15 protein-coding genes are annotated in these 17,148 nt (G+C 69.4%); 12 read left to right on the top strand and 3 right to left on the bottom strand.

Annotated elements, in window-relative coordinates; all coding sequences use genetic code 11:
• Nucleotides 1-138 precede the first annotated feature (138 nt).
• Complete coding sequence (locus C5C17_RS12655) at nucleotides 139-639, top strand: Asp23/Gls24 family envelope stress response protein (RefSeq protein WP_104253708.1); 501 nt, start codon at nucleotides 139-141, stop codon at nucleotides 637-639.
• 110 nt (nucleotides 640-749) lie between these two features.
• Entirely contained in the window at nucleotides 750-935 is a 186-nt protein-coding gene (locus C5C17_RS12650) for a hypothetical protein (RefSeq protein WP_104253707.1), read from the top strand.
• 31 nt (nucleotides 936-966) lie between these two features.
• Here the strand turns inward: C5C17_RS12650 and C5C17_RS12645 are convergent, their stop codons facing one another.
• Nucleotides 967-3,609 carry an alpha-L-rhamnosidase gene (locus C5C17_RS12645; protein ID WP_104253706.1) on the bottom strand — a complete coding sequence of 881 codons (2,643 nt, stop codon included), beginning with the start codon at nucleotides 3,607-3,609 and terminating at the stop codon, nucleotides 967-969.
• 126 nt (nucleotides 3,610-3,735) lie between these two features.
• Nucleotides 3,736-4,326: a TetR/AcrR family transcriptional regulator gene (locus C5C17_RS12640; RefSeq protein WP_181028585.1), complete on the bottom strand. Its 591-nt coding sequence runs from the start codon at nucleotides 4,324-4,326 to the stop codon at nucleotides 3,736-3,738.
• 139 nt (nucleotides 4,327-4,465) lie between these two features.
• On the opposite strand from C5C17_RS12640, the gene C5C17_RS12635 reads away from it, so the two are divergent.
• The 4 genes from C5C17_RS12635 to C5C17_RS12620 all read left to right on the top strand — a co-directional run bounded on the left by C5C17_RS12635 (nucleotide 4,466) and on the right by C5C17_RS12620 (nucleotide 8,918).
• Entirely contained in the window at nucleotides 4,466-5,812 is a 1,347-nt protein-coding gene (locus C5C17_RS12635) for an MFS transporter (RefSeq protein ID WP_104253704.1), read from the top strand.
• Nucleotides 5,813-5,856: 44 nt separating this feature from the next.
• Complete coding sequence (locus tag C5C17_RS12630; RefSeq protein ID WP_104253703.1) at nucleotides 5,857-7,098, top strand: glycoside hydrolase family 1 protein; 1,242 nt, start codon at nucleotides 5,857-5,859, stop codon at nucleotides 7,096-7,098.
• 112 nt (nucleotides 7,099-7,210) lie between these two features.
• Nucleotides 7,211-7,708: a hypothetical protein gene (locus tag C5C17_RS12625; protein WP_104253883.1), complete on the top strand. Its 498-nt coding sequence runs from the start codon at nucleotides 7,211-7,213 to the stop codon at nucleotides 7,706-7,708.
• Nucleotides 7,709-7,859: 151 nt separating this feature from the next.
• The gene (locus C5C17_RS12620; protein ID WP_104253702.1) at nucleotides 7,860-8,918 is read left to right on the top strand and encodes a magnesium and cobalt transport protein CorA; all 1,059 of its coding nucleotides are present in this window, start codon (nucleotides 7,860-7,862) and stop codon (nucleotides 8,916-8,918) included.
• 135 nt (nucleotides 8,919-9,053) lie between these two features.
• Here the strand turns inward: C5C17_RS12620 and C5C17_RS12615 are convergent, their stop codons facing one another.
• Nucleotides 9,054-9,458, bottom strand: a complete 405-nt coding sequence (locus tag C5C17_RS12615; protein WP_104253701.1) for a DUF4383 domain-containing protein — start codon at nucleotides 9,456-9,458, stop codon at nucleotides 9,054-9,056.
• Between the two features lie 372 nt (nucleotides 9,459-9,830).
• Between C5C17_RS12615 and nirB the strand changes: the two genes are divergently transcribed.
• The 6 genes from nirB to C5C17_RS12585 all read left to right on the top strand — a co-directional run bounded on the left by nirB (nucleotide 9,831) and on the right by C5C17_RS12585 (nucleotide 17,112).
• On the top strand, nucleotides 9,831-12,416 hold the full coding sequence (gene nirB, locus C5C17_RS12610) for a nitrite reductase large subunit NirB (RefSeq protein WP_104253700.1): 2,586 nt from the start codon (nucleotides 9,831-9,833) through the stop codon (nucleotides 12,414-12,416).
• The gene (gene nirD, locus C5C17_RS12605; protein ID WP_104253699.1) at nucleotides 12,413-12,835 is read left to right on the top strand and encodes a nitrite reductase small subunit NirD; all 423 of its coding nucleotides are present in this window, start codon (nucleotides 12,413-12,415) and stop codon (nucleotides 12,833-12,835) included. Before nirB ends, nirD begins: the two co-directional genes overlap by 4 nt.
• Complete coding sequence (gene cobA / locus C5C17_RS12600; protein ID WP_104253698.1) at nucleotides 12,832-14,067, top strand: uroporphyrinogen-III C-methyltransferase; 1,236 nt, start codon at nucleotides 12,832-12,834, stop codon at nucleotides 14,065-14,067. Before nirD ends, cobA begins: the two co-directional genes overlap by 4 nt.
• Nucleotides 14,064-15,260, top strand: coding sequence for a uroporphyrinogen-III synthase (locus tag C5C17_RS12595; protein ID WP_104253697.1), 1,197 nt, complete (start codon nucleotides 14,064-14,066; stop codon nucleotides 15,258-15,260). Before cobA ends, C5C17_RS12595 begins: the two co-directional genes overlap by 4 nt.
• 110 nt (nucleotides 15,261-15,370) lie before the next feature.
• Entirely contained in the window at nucleotides 15,371-16,105 is a 735-nt protein-coding gene (locus C5C17_RS12590) for a sirohydrochlorin chelatase (protein WP_104253882.1), read from the top strand.
• A gap of 149 nt (nucleotides 16,106-16,254) precedes the next feature.
• The gene (locus C5C17_RS12585; RefSeq protein ID WP_104253881.1) at nucleotides 16,255-17,112 is read left to right on the top strand and encodes a formate/nitrite transporter family protein; all 858 of its coding nucleotides are present in this window, start codon (nucleotides 16,255-16,257) and stop codon (nucleotides 17,110-17,112) included.
• Nucleotides 17,113-17,148: the final 36 nt, after the last annotated feature.

Genomic DNA, 17,148 nt, shown 5'->3' with positions numbered 1-17,148 from the left:
TGAAGGCGGAGCCTCGATCCTGAGCGTCCGCCGAGAGCCGCAAGAAGTTTGTGACGCTCCGCCGTCGGCCAACGTCTCCTCTGTAACGCCCCCGATCGGTGCACACGCACCAGGGCCCGAACCCAAGGAGACCCGCACATGTCGAACGTCACCCCCAACACGACTGCCACCCCGAGCGTCGTCGCTCCGTCCAAGGCGGGCACGGGGTCCACTGACAAGAGTGTCGTTCCCACCAGCCGCACCGGCTCGGAGGTCGCAACCGGCCACGGCACGACGACGGTCGTCGACAGCGTCGTCGCCCGCGTCGCCGGCATCGCCGCGCGCGAGGCGCACGGCGTCTACGATCTCGGCGGCGGCGCTGCCCGCGCGATCGGCGCCATCCGCAACGCCATCAACGCCACCGACCAGGGCCAGGGCGTGAGCGTCGAGGTCGGCGAGAAGCAGGTCGCCGTCGACGTGACCATCGTGGCCGAGTACCCGGTTGCGCTGCAGGATGTCGCCAACGGCGTGCGCGCCGACGTGATCCGCGCGATCGAGACGATCGTTGGCCTCGAGGTCACCGAGGTCAACGTCACGATCAACGACGTGCACCTGCCGAGCGACGAGCAGGACGAGCCGGCCGAAGCTCGCGTCCAGTAGCTCACACCGCCTCACCTCTTCAGCCGGCCTGGCCGCCGTTCGGTGGCCAGGCCGCGGCACTTAACCCCGCACGACCTCACCTCACCTCACCTCATCGAAAGCAGGCAACCATGTTCCTCCGCATCGTCACATTCGTGCTCGGAATCGTCGTCAAGAAGCAGAGCGCCAAGAAGAAGCGCGAGCAGCAGGCCGCGTCACGCGCCAAGCAGACGAAGCGCTCGAAGCACGGAACGTCCGTGCGCGCTCAGCGGGGCGGACGCTCGAAGCGCGCGTCGTCGAAGCGCAGCCGCCGCTGATCGTCGCCGAGGGGCCCTCTCGCCCGAGCGGCTACCCGTCCAAGAAGCTCTCGGGCCTGGTCGCCGCCTCGGAAGCGCGGAACTCGCATGAGAACCGGTGCGTTCCGGACGTGACCGGGATCGGGGCCGAGCCGTCCGGCAAGACGATCTCCGCTTCGGCTGACGGGGGCACGATGGCTTCGAGCGTGAAGGTTGTGCCGTCCAGTGTCCACGACACGGATGCGTACCCGTATGGCGTCTCGTGCGCCGCCCTCGCCCAGCTCAGGCGCGCATCCGGCAGCGGTGCGATCCGAAGACGTCGGTAGCCCGGGGCCGACGGGGCCAGGCCGGCCACTCGACGGTGCAGGAAGTCGGCGACCGCCCCGAAGGCGTAGTGGTTGAACGACGTCATGTCACCCGGGTTGATGGTGCCGTCCGGGAGCATCGAGTTCCACCGCTCCCAGATGGTCGTCGCCCCCATCGTCACGGCGTAGAGCCACGACGGACTCTCGGTCTGGAGCAGGAGCTCCCAGGCGGTCGCGGCGTGTCCGGTATCGGCCAGCGCGTCGCAGACGAGGGGAGTGCCGAGGAAGCCCGAGCCGATGCGGTATTCGTCGGCGGCCACCTGCGCCGCGAGCAGCTCACCCGCTCGCTGGATCTGAGACGGCAGTAGCAGGCCGAACGCGAGCCCCAGGGCGTAGGCCGTCTGCGACGGAAATGCGGCGCGACCGCTTGGGGTCACGTACTCGGTGCGGAACCGCTCGGCGGCACGGTCTGCCAATGTCGAGTACCTGTCGCGCGCATCCGGGTGGCCGAGAAGGTCGGCGGCATCGCGCGCGATCTGCGCCGAACGTGCCAGGTAGGCGGTGGATACGGCCTGCCAGGGGAGTCGTGCGGCCCACGGCTGGTCGTCGTGCGCGGCCGAGTCCAGCCAGTCGCCGAACGAGAAGCCACCGCTGGAGAAGTCGAGATGCTCACCGGCTCGCGTGGCGAACGCCTCGACCCACGCGCTCATCGAGGCCCACTGGCGTCGCAGGATGCCGAGGTCACCGGAGCGCTCGTACATCGTCCACGGCACCACCGTCGCCGCATCGCCCCAGCCGGCTTCCGCACCGAGCGGTGGCAGATTCGGGTCGACGTCGGCCCAGGGCACGTAGACGGGGACATTTCCGTTCTCGTGCTGGTCGGCAGTGAGATCAGCGAGCCACCCCGTGAGGATGCCTCCCGTGTCGTACAGGAAGCTGGCGGTGGGGGCGAAGACCTGCAGGTCTCCAGTCCAGCCCAGGCGCTCGTCACGTTGAGGGCAGTCGGTCGGGACGTCGAGGAAGTTCCCTCGCATACCCCAGACGACGTTCTCGTGCAGGCGATCGAGCTGTGGGTCGGAGCACTCGAACGTGCCGAGTCGTCGCATGTCCGTGTGCAGCACGACGGCCTCGATGCTGCTCGGCTCGAACTCGCCTGGCCACCCTTCGACCTCCGCATAGCGGAACCCGTGGAACGTGAACTCCGGCTCCCAGGTGTGAGCTCGGCCGTCGAGGATGATCTCGTCGGTCGCCTTCGCGGCGCGGAGCGGACGTGTCCCGAGCTCACCGTGCTCGAGCACCTCGGCGTGGCGGAAGCGGATGCGCTCCCCGGTGGGCCCAGCCGGAACCTGCACGCGGAGTCGCCCGACGAGGTTCTGCCCGAAGTCCAGCAGCATGTGGCCCGAGGGGGAGAGGAAGGTCTCGACGGGCTTCAACGACTCGATCCTGCGGACGGGTGGCCCGTCCGGGGCGACGAGCGTGCGCACGTCGAACTCGGAGACCGACACCGGGGTCCACTCGTGGTCGTCGAATCCGGGCTGGTCCCATCCATCGATCACGCGCCGGGCATCGAACGTCTCACCCTGGTACAGGTCCGCGCTCACGACCGGCGAGGGGGCCGACCGCCAGGAGCCGTCCGTTCCGGCCACGATGAGCGACCCGTCGGCGAGCGCCACCTCGAGCTGGACGAACGCGCCGGTGCGGTCGCCGTAGACCTCGCGCAGTCCGGCGAAGCCCAGGAATCCGCGGTACCAGCCGTCGGCGAGCTGAACGCCGATGGCGTTCGAGCCGGCACGGATGAGCGACGTGACGTCCCAGCTCCGATAGCGAAGGCGCTTGGCGTAGCTCGTCCATCCTGGGTGGAGCACGTCCTCGCCAACCGGTTCGCCGTTGACGCGGAGCGTCATGACGCCCCGGGCGGTCGCGCGGATCGTCGCACGCACCGCACCGGGCGGCACGTGCACTTCACCCCGCAGCAGCATCGCTGGGGCGCCCGCGGCTGTCGTGGGTGGAAGCTGGGGTTCGATCAGCGACGCCTCCCAGAGCTCGCCGTCCAGGAGCCCGGTCTCGAGTGCGGTCGGCTCGCTCCACGCAGAGGCTCGCTCCGCACCCTGGCCCCAGACGCGGACCCGAACGGAGCGTCGCTCACGGCTCCCCAGCGGTGCCGTCGGCCAGTCGACGAGCACCTGGTCGGTGGATGCCCGTCGGCCGGTCGCGAACGTCCGCGCGTCGGTGGGGTCTGCGGCTGGATCGCTGATCTCGATCTCGTAGCCCGCTTGTGCCCAGCCTGGCTCGGCCGCATCCGTCACCCAGGAGATCCGCGGCGATCGCTCGCCGATGCCGAACGGCTTGCGGTGGTGCTCGATGGAGACGGGGTGCACGATGACGCTCATCGGGGTCCTTCGCTTTCGAATGGGCACCCGGCGTTGGGTGCGGAGGTTTCGGATACGGCTGACATCGCCCCGGCGGAGACGAGGGGCGTTTGGGGTCGTGCTGCAGTCGGCTTGCGGGGTTGCCGGTCAGAGCGGGGTGGTGAGGATGCTGTTGATGCGTCGGCGCATGTCCTCGGCCATGTTGATGTCGAGTCCGTTGAGCCAGAGCAGCTCGAGGCCCTCGAGTGTGGCGACCAGTTCGATCGCGGCGCGGCGGGGGTCGACCCCGTCTGCGAGTCCGCCGGTCGCGCCGACTTCTTCGATGGCTGCGGCGACGGCATCCGTGATGCGGGTGAAGCGCTCGGTGAAGTAGTCGTGCGCGGGGTGGTCAGGGTCGGTGGCCTCTGCGGCGAGGATCGTGTAGAGCTGCACCGCGCCGCGCTGCGTCTCCTGGGTGCGGGAGATCTCTACCAGGCCGGCGAGGAATTCGCGGCCGTGCTGCTCGGCGAGGATGGTCTCCGCTCGTGCGTCTCGCCGCTCGAGGATCGCGCGGAGCAAGGCGACCTTGCCGCCCGCGAAGTGGTGCAGCAGGCCGGTCTGCGTCATTCCAACCGCGCGGGCGATCTCGTTCACCGAGCTCCCCGTGTATCCGCCTTTGGAGAAGATCGTGAAGGCGGCGTCGAGGATCTGCTCACGCCGCATCGCGCTCTTCTTGTATTCGCCTCTTGGTCCGGCCACAGCGTTACGGTACCAGCTATGAAACGAAAATATTGAGACCTTCATATTTTCGTGTTACGTTCCTCTCACTCTCGGCCGGAGGAACCTCGTTCACAGCAGAACCAGACGCCCCAGGCGCATCGTCAGGCAAGGAAGCCACATGACAACACCAACCACACCCCAGATCCCGACTGCATCGGCATCGGCGTCCATCGGAGCAGAACCTCTCATCGACACTGCAGTGCACGAGCCGACGCCCACGGAGGCGTTCCGAGCGCAGGCGAGCCCGCGCAGGGGCTTCGTCTTCTTCGTCGTGCTCGCCATGGTGGGGGCAGGCGCGGCCCAGATGTCGGCCGCGCTCCTCACGCTCACGCTCAAGGCGACCGAGCTCGACGCCGACGCGGCCACCACGATCATCTCGATCTCCAGCGGCATCGCTGGCCTCCTGACCCTCTTCGCGCTCCCCATCATCGGATCGCTGAGCGACCGCTCCCGCTCCCGCTTCGGGCGTCGCCGGCCGTTCCTCTTCGCGGGCGCGGCGTCGTTCACGCTCGGTGGCATCCTGCTCATCACAGCCCCCAACACGTGGATGTTCGTCGCCGCGCACCTCTTCATCACGATCGGCTTCGTCGCCACCGGCATCGTGACCATCGCGCTCATTGCCGACCAGCTGCCCCCGAACCGCCGCGGTGTCGCCTCGGCGTTCGTCAGCCTCGGCACGCCGATGGGGGCGCTCCTCGGCACGGCGATCGCCCTGCCCTTCGGAGCCGATCTCGTCCCGCTCGTCGGCATCCCGACCGCGCTCGCGGTCATCGCCCTCCTGGTCCTCGCCGTCGTCATCCGCGACCCGCAGTTCGAGGAGCGCCGCGCGAGCCGATCGCTCCGCGAGATGCTCGGCATCTTCTGGGTCAACCCGATCACGTTCCCCGACTTTGCCGCCGTCTTCACGAGCCGCATGCTCGTCTTCTCCGGCGTCGCGGCGCTCAACGGCTACCAGGCCATCTACCTGCTCATGAACATCGGCCTCCAGCCTGCCGAGCTCGGCGGCGCCATCCTCCTGACCGTCATCGTGAACACGGGCGTCTCGCTCGCCGTGGCACCCGCCATCGGCAGGCTCAGTGACCACCTCGGGGTGCGCAAGCCGTTCATCCTCGCGGCCGCCGTCATCCTCGGTGCAGGTCTCGTCTTCGCCGCCATGGCACCCGACTTCGGCGTGTACCTCATCGCATGCGGAGTGGTCGCCCTCGGACAGGGCGTGTACTTCGCGGTCGAGCTCGCCCTCGCGACCCGCGTCGTGCCGGACCCCGAGAACCCCGCCAAGGACCTCGCGATCATCAAGATCGCCGACAACCTCCCCGTCTCGATCGTCTCGGCGCTTGCCCCGGCGATCCTCGCGATCGGCGTCGGCGCCACCGGTGGGCAGAACTTCGCGGCGCTCTTCGTCATCGGCGCGGCATCGGCCGTGCTCGGCGGGTTCGCCATCCTCTTCGTCCGCTCGGCGCGCTGACTCGCCCCGCCGCCCGCTTCCCCGCACTCCCCGAAAGGCAACACATGACCACCTCATTCCCCACCGACTTCCTCTGGGGCGTGGCGCAGGCCGGCCACCAGAACGAGGGTGACAACCGCCACAGCGACATCTGGTTCCTCGAGCAGACGACGCCGTCGCTCTTCCGCGAGCGAAGCGGCGCGGCCTGCGATGGCTACGCCCGCTGGGAGTCCGACCTGGACCTGGTCGTGGGGCTCGGCTTGAACTCGTATCGCTTCTCGGTGGAGTGGGCCAGGGTCGAGCCGCAGCGCGGCGTCATCGACGAGTCGGTCCTCGACCACTACGAGGCGCTTGTCGATGGCTGCGTCGCCCGCGGGCTCGCGCCGATCGTCACGCTCAACCACTTCGCGGCGCCGCACTGGTTCTCGGCCGCGGGGTCGTGGCTGGCGGAGGACGCAGCGTCGCTCTTCGCGGCGCACAGCGCTCGGGTCCTGGCGAGATTCGGCGATCGCATCCGCGCCGTCGTCACGCTCAACGAGCCCAACCTTGAGCAGCTGCTGCAGGCGGGCGGGAAGCTGCCGCCGGAGCTCGAGGTGCTGAAGCTCGACATGCTCGCGGCGGCAGCTGAGGCTGCGGGCACGGAGCGCTATTTCGCCTCGAACGTGATCCCCGTGACGGCGCAGGTCGAGTTCCGCGATGCCTTCACTCTCGCGCACGTCGCTGCCCGGGCTGCGATCAAGGCTGTCTGCCCTGAGCTCCCGGTCGGCGTCTCGATCGCGATCAGCGACGACGTCGCCATTGCGGGCGGCGAGTCGAGCCGGGATGCGAAGCGCGCCGCGGTCTACGACCACTGGCTGCGGGTCGCTCAGGATGACGACTTCATCGGCGTGCAGAACTACGAGCGTGATCTGCACGGCCCGGACGGCAGCTTCGTCGGGGACGGGCCGAGGAACGGGATGGGCACCGTCATCGAGCCCGCCTCGCTCGCGGGTGCGGTGCGCTACGCGCACGAGGTGTCCGGCGTGCCGGTGCTCGTGACCGAGCACGGCATCCAGACGGACGACGACGCCCAGCGCGCAGAGTTCATCCCGGCAGCTCTCGAGTCGCTCGGGGAGCTGCTCGCCGAGGGCGTTCCTGTGCTCGGCTACCAGCATTGGACGCTCATGGACAACTTCGAGTGGATCTTCGGCTACGGCCCGAAGCTCGGCCTGTTCAGCGTCGACCGCACCACATTCGAGCGCACGGCGAAGCCGAGCGCGGCGGCATACGCGGCCGCGGTCGCAGCTGCGAGATCGGTGCGCGTGTAGCAGCGAGCTTCGAACCGAAGGACGGCATCTCACGCCTTCGGCCGATGCGCCTCCGTCTCGAGGACGAAAGGCTCTCCCCGTCGGCGTCCCCTGCGCCGACGGGGAGATGCACGTGAAGAAGGTCGTCAAGACGCTGGTAAGGAGCATCGCGGCCGGATTCGCGGTGGTCGCACTCGGTCTGCTGTCGACGACGGCCATGCATGCGGTCGCCTCGGTGATCGAGCGTGGTCGGATCGAGCCGTACGCCCAGAGGATCGACCTCGACGGCCGCCAGGTGAACGTCCTCGTGGCGGGCGACGCGGCCGCCGAGACGGTTGTGCTGCTCCCCGGATTCGGCACCGCAGCCCCGGTGCTGGACTTCCAGCCGCTCGTCGGCAGCAACCTCGAGAACGCGCTCGGCACGAGCTTCCCCGAGCAGCTGCCGCTCCTCCTCTTCGTGGAAGCCGACTGCGTCAACAACTCCGATTGGATCGGTTTGCACGAACGGCAGGCGGCAGAGGTCGGCGACGGCACTGTCGTCCTGATCAATGGCGCGCACTCCCTGCATCACACGCACGCCGCCGAGATAGAGGAGGACCTGCGCGAGTGGCAGCGGGTGCGTTCCCTCTGAGGGGTGCGCGCGCCCGGTGGGTCCCGAGGCGGCGGGTTCTCGACACGCGAAGAAGTAGTGTCAGTCGGCGGGGGAACACCGTGGTGGGCGCCTGAGCGCTCAGCTCCCGAGGAAGCCTCACCAACATCCGACGCGCTAGGAGGACAGCCCCATGGCCTTGATCGACAACGGGATCTACGTGAACGGGCGTCGGTGCTTCACTCCGGCGACGCTCGACGAGACGTTCGAGAAGCTCCGCGAGCATGCGGGGATGGCCTGGATCGGCCTCTTCCAGCCAAGCAACGAGGAGCTCGACGCCGTCGCCAAGGAGTTCGATCTGCATCCGCTCGCCGTCGAGGACGCGCGGGTCGGGCATCAGCGGCCGAAGATCGAACGCTACGGCAGCACCCTCTTCGTGGTGCTCCGGCCCGCTTGGTACGTCGACGCCACCGAGACGGTGCACTTCGGCGAGATCCACCTGTTCGTCGGCCCCGAGTTCGTGGTCACGGTCAGGCAGGCCGCGCGCCCGGAGCTGGGCGACGTTCGGCAGCGGATGGAGCAGAGCCCGGCGCTCCTGAGCTTTGGACCCGAGGCGGTCCTCTACTCGGTGCTCGACCAGGTCGTCGACGGATACGCGCCCGTGACGGCTGGCCTCGAGAACGACATCGACGAGATCGAGGACCAGCTGTTCGCGGGCGACGAGCGGGTCACACGCCGCATCTACGAGCTGCTCGGCGAGGTCATCAACTTCCAACGCGCGACGAGTCCGCTGCGGACCATCCTCGAAGCCCTCCTGCGGGGCGCCGAGAAGTACAACACCAGCGAGGAGATCCGCGCCCGCTACAGGGACGTCCTCGATCACGCGCTGCGCATCGCGGAGCGCGCCGACTCGTTCCGGGTGCTCCTCGAGAACGCGCTGACCGTGCACAGCACGCTGGTCACGCAGCAGCAGAATGAGGCGATGCGCGAGCTCTCGGAGGCGAGCCTCGCGCAGAGCGAGGAGACGAAGAAGCTGTCAGAGCAGAGCATCGCGCAGAACGAGGAGATCAAGAAGATCACCAGCTGGGCGGCGATCATCTTCGCCCCGAGCCTCGTCGGCACGGTCTACGGCATGAACTTCACGCACATGCCCGAGCTCGACTTCGAGTGGGGCTACCCGCTGTCGCTGTTCGCCATGCTGGGCGTCGCCGTCACGCTCTGGTCGGTCTTCAAGTGGAGGAAATGGCTGTAGTCGACGCGCCGACGCCACGGCTGCGCGGCCGCACGGCTGCGCGGCCGCATCGGACGGCCGGCGGCCGCCGCGTCGGTTCGGACTGTTCGGACCCCTACGTGGCCCTGACGCCCGCGCACGCGGCGGCCAGGCTGGTCAGACCGTCCGATTCGGTGTGGACCTGGTGCTCGAGCGTGCACCGGCAGTCCGGTCGGGAACGGCTGCGATGACGATCGCCGCGATGCCGACCACCAGGTGGAACCCGATGTCGAAGCCTGTGAAGCCTGTCGGCAGCAGCGTGAACATGGTCGGGTCGAAGAACGCCACGGCCCCCATCACGACGTACATGACGCCGACGATGGCGATGACGGTCCGCGCCGCCCGGGCGGATGCTCGCGTGAATCCGACGGCGAGGAGCGCGACGGCGAGCACGACGCGAATGAGATCGAGGGTGAGGTCCACATTCATGAGCCCCATCAGGTGCTCGCCTTCGACGAAGAATCCGACGATGGCGAGGAGCCCGACGAGAACCCCGAGGATGCGTGCGGTGAGCTTGTGCATGGGTACACCTCCGTGTGTGATCGAGAATGTTCCTTTAAGCGTGAGATCTGGCCGGATGTGCGGCAACGGGTTGCGCTTCGACCGTCGCTCGCCTAGGCGCGTGAGCGCCGGGCCCGGCCCACTCGCCCCGTTTCCCACTTCTCACACCCTCCCCGGATCCGTGTGCCAAGGAAGTTGCCTCGGGGAAACAGCAGCACGCACCCCGTGAAACATGCGGTTTCTACGCTCTGAGCATGTCAGCGACCGACCGTCGCCGTTCATCCACGGAGGAGCCAGCATGCGCACACCAACTCGAAGCGACCGGGACGAGCTGTGATGAGCACGAAACAATTGCCGCACGGTGACGAAACATCCCAGACCTACGCTCGCGACATGCTTCCCCCGGCACCGCGCTCCCGTCACGTCCTGGTGATCGGCGCGGGCATGGTCGCGCACCGCTTCGTCGAGTCGCTGCGCTCGCAGGACTCCGACGGGGTCTGGGCGATCACCGTCATCGGCGACGAGCCGTGGCGACCCTACGACCGGGTGCAGCTCACGAGCACGTTCTCCGGTGTCGCCCCGGCCGCCCTCGAGCTGGGCAGGCCCCTCATGTGGTCGCACCCGAACGTCACACTCCGCACCTCGGAGACGGTCACGAGCATCCAGCCGGAGACGCGCACGGTCGTGACGTCGCTCGGCGCGACCGAGCACTACGACGAGCTGGTCGTCGCCACCGGATCGTCCGCCGCGAAGCCGCCCATTGCCGGGGTGGATGCGCCCGGCGTGCACGTGTACCGCACCGTCCACGACGTGGTCGCGCTCAAATCTGAGGTTGCCGAGTTGTCACAGCGCCTCGGCCGCACGGTCCGCGGTGCGGTCGTCGGCGGCGGCCTGCTCGGCCTCGAAGCCGCGGGTGCCATGGTCGCCCTCGGCGCGGAGTGCACCGTCGTGCAGTCCTCCGGCCACCTCATGTCGGCCCAGCTCGACGCGGGCGGCGGCGAGTCGCTGCGCCTCCTCATCGAGCACCTCGGGGTGGATGTGCGCACCGGGTCCCGCGCCAGTGCGGTCGTGCTCGACGCCGACGGCCGCGCCGCCGGCCTCGACTTCCCGAACGGCGAGCCCGAGCTCGCCGACCTCGTCGTCTTCGCAGTCGGCATCACGCCTCGCGACGAGCTGGCTCGCGCCGCCGGGCTGGCGCTCGGCGCTCGCGGTGGCATCGAGGTCGACGAGGCGTGCCGCGCATCCGCCGCCAGCATCTGGGCGATCGGCGAGGTCGCCTCGATCGATGGCGCGTGCTTCGGCCTCGTCGCCCCCGGTTACTCGATGGCCGAGGTCGTCGCCAACCGCCTCACCGGGGGAGCGGCGACGTTCCCCGGCGTCGACCTCTCGACGAAGCTCAAGCTCACGGGGGTCGACGTCGCGAGCTTCGGGGACGCCTTCGCTGAGTCGCCGGGCGCGCTCGAGGTCACGTACGCCGACCCGGTCGGCGGCGTCTACAAGAAGCTCGTCATGTCGGACGACGGCAAGGTGCTGCTCGGCGGCATGCTCGTCGGGGACGCCTCGGCCTACACCTCGCTGCGCCCCATGGTCGGGCGCGAGCTCGGTGCCGACCCGGCCGCTTACCTGCTGCCCGCCGACGGCATGCCCGAGGTCGGCGGCGACCTGCCGGACGACGCCACGGTCTGCTCCTGCAACAACGTCTCCGTCGGCGCGGTGCGCGGCGCCGTCACCGACCACGCCTGCACCGACCTCGCCGGAGTCAAGGCCTGCACGAACGCGGGCACCGCCTGCGGCTCCTGCGTGCCGCTCGTGAAGAAGATCTTCTCGACCGAGCTCGCCAAGACGGGCGTCGAGGTCAGCAATGCGCTCTGCGAGCACTTCGCGCTCTCCCGGGCGGGGCTCTTCGACGCCGTGCGCGTCACGGGACTCTCGACCTTCACGAGCATCATCGAACGCCACGGCAACGGCGGCCGCGGCTGCGACATCTGCCGCCCCGTCGTCGCCTCGATCCTCGCCTCGCTCGGCAACGGGCACATCCTCAAGGGCGAGCAGGCGGCGCTGCAGGACACCAACGACCACGTCATGGCGAACATGCAGAAGGACGGCACCTACTCGGTCGTGCCGCGCATCCCCGGCGGCGAGGTCACCCCCGACGGGCTCATCGCGATCGGCGCCGTGGCCAAGGAGTACGGGCTCTACACGAAGATCACGGGCGGCCAGCGCATCGACCTCTTCGGCGCCCGCATCGAGCAGCTGCCCGAGATCTGGAAGAAGCTCATCGACGCGGGCTTCGAGTCGGGCCAGGCCTACGGCAAGGCCCTGCGCAACGTGAAGTCGTGCGTGGGCTCGACCTGGTGCCGGTACGGCGTGCAGGACTCCGTCGCCATGGCGATCTTCCTCGAGCTCCGCTTCCGCGGCCTCCGTTCGCCGCACAAGCTGAAGTTCGGCGTCTCCGGATGCGCGCGCGAGTGCGCCGAGGCGCGCGCCAAGGACGTCGGCGTGATTGCCACCGAGAAGGGCTGGAACCTCTACGTCGGCGGCAACGGCGGCTTCACGCCCCGCCACGCGGAACTGCTCGTGGAGGACCTCGACGACGAGCAGCTCATCACGGCCATCGACCGGTTCATCGGCTACTACATCCGCACCGCCGACCGGATGCAGCGCACCGCGCGCTGGATCGAGGACCTCGACGGCGGCATCGACACGCTTCGGGCGGTCCTGCTCGAGGACAGCCTCGGCATCGCGGCCGACCTGGACGCCATGGTCGCGAACCACGTCGACAACTACAAGGACGAATGGCAGGAGGCGCTGAACGATCCCGAGGTCATGCAGCGGTTCGTGTCGTTCGTGAACGCGCCGACCACACCGGACCCCTCGCTCGGCTACGTGCCGGAACGCGGGCAGCTCCGCCCGGCAAACGAAGCCGACCGCAGCGCCGGCACCGTAATCGCAGGAACAACCCTGGAGGTCCGACGATGACCATCGCACTCGACACCAGCAGCGGCATCCGCGAACACCCATCCGAGGATACCGACCAGCACTGGATCGCGGTCTGCCCTCTCCACGCCCTCCACCCCGAGCGTGGCGTCGCCGCAATCCTGGACGGCACCCAGATCGCGCTGTTCCGGCTTCGCGACGAGCAGGTCTTCGCCGTCCAGCAGGCCGACCCGTACTCGGGTTCGCAGGTGATGAGCCGCGGCCTCGTCGGCTCCAGGAGCGGACGCGTCACCGTCGCCTCCCCGATGTTCAAGCAGATCTTCGACCTTGCCACGGGCGAGTGCCTCGACACCGTCGGCAAGGATGCGCGCACCCTGACGACCTACCCGGTGCGCATCGACGGCGACGGCACGGTCCTCGTCGACCTGAGCCTGCGCCTCGAGGGAAGGCAGACGCGATGAGCACGCTCATGGCCCTCGACTTCACCGGCCGCGACGTCCTCATCGTCGGCGCAGGGGCCGTCTCCGCGAGACGCGCCCAAACATTCGTCACGGCTGGCGCATCCGTCACCGTCGTGGCCCCAGAACTTGGCGGCACACTCGGTGGGCTCGTCAGCGACGGGCTCGTGACGTGGCTGCAGGAGCCCGTGCAGGCACACCACCTCGACGGCGCCTGGTTCGTGCACACTGCGACGGGCGACAGGGCCACCGACCTCCTCGTCGCCGAGTGGGCGAACGAGCGCCGCGTGTGGTGCGTGAACGCGAGCGACGCCTCCGCCGGCAGCGCCAAGACCCCGGCGACCTCGGACGCCGGCGCCGTCGAGATCGGCGTCGTCTCCAAGGAGGGCGCCGACCCGCGCCGCAGCCGCCTCATCTGCGACCAGCTCGCCGAAGGACTCCGCGCCGGCCACGTCGACCTGCGCAGGCACCGACCAGGTGCCGGCAGGGTTGTGCTCGTCGGCGGGGGACCGGGGGACGCCGACCTCATGACCCTCCGCGGGCGGCGCGCACTCGCGGAAGCCGACGTCGTCGTGACGGACCGCCTCGGCCCCCGCTCCGTGCTCGCCGAGCTCCCCGCCGAGGTCGAGATCATCGACGTCGGCAAGCAGCCCAAGCACCACCCGGTGCCGCAGGAGGAGATCAACCGCATCCTCGTCGAGAAGGCCCAGCAGGGGCTCGTCGTCGTGCGGCTCAAGGGCGGCGACCCGTTCGTCTACGGGCGCGGCGGCGAGGAGGTGCTCGCGTGCAACGCGGCCGGCGTCGCCGTCGAGGTCGTGCCCGGCATCAGCAGCGCCATCTCAGTGCCCGCGGCCGCCGGCATCCCCGTCACGCACCGCGGCGTGGCCAACTCCTTCCAGGTCGTGACCGGGCATCAGTGCCTGGGCGCCGAGCTGCTGCGTTCCGTCAAAGCCGACACCTGCACGCTCGTCGTGCTCATGGGCGTCTCGGCGCTCGGCCGCATCTGCGCCGAGCTCGTGGATGCGGGAGTGCGCGACGACATGCCCGTCGCCATCGTCGAGAACGGCCACACCCCTCGCCAGCGCGTCACGAGGGGAAGCCTCCGCACGATCGACGACACAGCGCGCAGCGTCGGCGTCGCCAACCCCGCCATCATCGTCATCGGCGAGGTCGCCCAGTTCGGGCTCCTGCAGGCCACGCGGTCGCTCCAGGAACAGAACGCACTTTCAGCATGAGTCCCGAACCCGCGAGCGGGGTGCGCGGCCGCGCACCCCAGGAACAGCACCTGGCCGGCGTCGTCGTGGTCGTGACGAGCGACCGCCGCTCCGGTGAGCTCGCGACGGCACTTGAGCGACGAGGGGCGATCATCCGCCACTCCCCGTCGCTCAGCATGACCGCGGTCGAAGACGACGCCGATCTCCTCGACGCGACGAAGCGCGTCATCGCCGACCCGCCCGACATCGTCGTCGCGACCACGGGTGTCGGCTTCCGTGGCTGGATCGACGCTGCGGATGCACACGGGCTGGCCGAGGATCTGGTCGCGGTGCTCTCCCGCGCGCGGATCGTGGCGAGGGGCCCGAAGGCGCGCGGAGCGATCCAGGCAGCCGGACTCAACGCCGACTGGGTCGCCGAATCGGAGACCTCCGCGGAGCTCGCGCAGTTCCTCCTCGCAGAGGGCGTCGATGGTGCGCGCATCGCGCTTCAGCACCATGGCTCGGGAGTCGACGGCCTCGACGAGGAGTTCGCCGCAGCTGGTGCCGAGGTCGAGAGCCTCATCGTCTACAAGTGGGGCCCGCCCGCCGACCCCGCACTGCTCGCCCGCTGGGCGCTCAAGGCCGCAGACGGCGAGGTCGACGCCATCGTCTTCACCTCGGCTCCCGGGGTCTCCGCGTGGCTCGATTCCTTCTCGGACGCGTCCGGCCCTGCAGACGGCGACGACGCGTCCGGCACGGGCGCTTCCGGAGCCCTCGAGCGGCTCAAGGCGCGCTGCCGGGACGGCTCGCTCGTCACCGTCGCGGTCGGCCCCATCACAGCTGCACCCCTGCGCGCCGTCGGCATCGAGCCGATCGTCCCGAAGCGCGGCCGACTCGGTGCGCTCATCCGAGAGCTCATCGAGCACTACGCCCAGCGAGCGTCCGAGGGCATCGAGACCGATGCGGGCCGCCTCTTCCTCCGCTCGAGCTGCGCCGTCATCGGCGACGACGTCGTCGAGCTCTCACCCGGAGCGCTGCGCGTGCTGCGGCTGCTCGCCGGCAACCCGGGCGGTGTCGTGAGCCGCGAGCAGATCCTCGCCAGGCTGCCAGGCAACCCGACCACTAACCATGCGGCCGACGTCGCCGTCGCGCGCCTGCGCGAGTCGTTCGGCGACCGGGCCATCGTGCAGACCGTCGTGAAGCGCGGCTACCGGCTGCGCGTCCACGCGACGTGAGCGCGCAGCGCGATGCGCCCGCAGCCCGGACGATGTCACACCGCCGCGTGACCGCGCGCGCCGACAGGCGAGCATCAGCAACGAGCATCAGCACAGAGAGCGAGCACCGGATGAACGAGCAGCACCCTCGGCCGACGATCCTGGTGGGCGCCTCCCACGGCACCGACAACGTCGACGGTCAGGCCGTCGTCCGCGAGCTGCTGCGCCGCGCGCAGGCGATGCGGCCGAGCGTGCAGGTCGTCGAGGCGTTCGTCGACGTGCAGCAGCCGAGCCTCGTCGACGTCCTCGCGGGCCTACCCGCCGACGCCGAGGTCATCATCGTCCCCGTGCTCCTCACCGTCGGCTTCCACACGCAGGTCGACATCGCGGAAGCCGCGGCCGCTCGACCCGGCACCTCGGTCGCGGCGCCCCTCGGACCGGACCCCAGACTCTCGCAGCTGCTCTGGGACCGGTTCCTCGAAGCAGGCGGCAGCGCCGACGACGGGGTCGTCATCGCCGTCGCGGGTTCTACGGCCGCCGCAGCCGTGCCCCGCTTCCACGAGCTGCGCGAGCAGTTCAACGCCATCGGAGGTGCGGATGCGCTGCTCGGCTACGGAGCGGCCCTCGACCCGAGGGTGCCAGCGGCCGTGGAGCTCGCTCGAGGCGCGGCTGGCGCGCGCCACGCAGACGCCCAGGCGCGCCGGGTCAGCATCGCCAGCTACCTGCTCACCCCCGGCTTCTTCCACGACCGCGTCACCGAGGCGGGCGCCGACATCGTGGCCGCGCCCCTCGGCGTCGACGACCGCATCGCGCACATCATCCTCGAGCGCTTCGATGCCGTCGTCCCCGCCACGGCCCCCGTCTGATCGCACTTCTCACAGCCCCGCCGCGAGGGCGAGAGGGAAAAGAAACCAGAACGCACCGCACGAGCCACGGGGCCGAAACTGCACCCGAATAGCTTGTGGACATCGGGCCGAACATGGCCGCAGAGCATCGCCAGAGCGAAAGGGAACCCGTGTCCTACGTCAAGCCGAATGACCTCGTCACCACCATGATCGATGCCGGGGAGAGCAAGATCTTCCTGTCGACCCGCGACACCATCATCCGCTCGACCATGGGAGGCGCGTTCCTGACGATCGCGGCCGCCTTCGCCGTGACCGTCAGCGTCACGACCGGCGTCCCATTGCTCGGCGCCCTGCTCTTCCCCGTCGGCTTCATCATGCTGTACCTGCTCGGCTACGACCTGCTCACGGGGGTGTTCGTGCTCGGCCCGCTCGCCTGGCTCGACAAGCGGCCAGGCGTCACCCTCCGCGGCGTGCTCCGCAACTGGGGCCTCGTGTTCGTCGGCAACTTCCTCGGCGCCTTCACCATCGCAGTCCTCATGGCCATCGTCGTGACGAACGGCTTCGCGACACCGCCGAACGAGGTCGGCGAGGCCATCGGACACATCGGCGAGGGCCGGACCGTGGGCTACGCCGAGCATGGCGCCTCCGGCATGCTCACCCTCTTCGTCCGCGCCGTGCTCTGCAACGCCATGGTCGCGACGGGAGTGGCCCTCGCCATGATCTCCAAGAGCGTCTCCGGCAAGGTCATCGCCATGTGGATGCCCATCATGCTGTTCTTCTTCATGGGCTTCGAGCACTCCATCGTGAACATGTTCCTGTTCCCCTCCGGTCTGCTCCTCGGCGCCGACTTCACGCTCATGGACTACCTCATCTGGAACGAGATCCCCACGGTCGTCGGCAACCTCGTCGGCGGACTGCTCTTCGTCGGACTCCCGCTCTACTACACGCACGGTCGCACCCGAGCATCCCGTGCCGTCGCACCGAAGGTCGCAGCGAGCGACGCGAAGACCCCCGCCGCCGTCGTGTGACGGCCTCGCGCGGGCACGAGGCCGCGCACGACAAGG

The organism is Pseudoclavibacter sp. RFBA6, from assembly GCF_002931575.1.
In the GTDB taxonomy this organism is placed as follows: Bacteria; Actinomycetota; Actinomycetes; order Actinomycetales; family Microbacteriaceae; genus Pseudoclavibacter; species Pseudoclavibacter terrae.
Note: the sequence above shows the minus strand (reverse complement) of the source record. Positions and strands in the feature narration are given on the sequence as shown.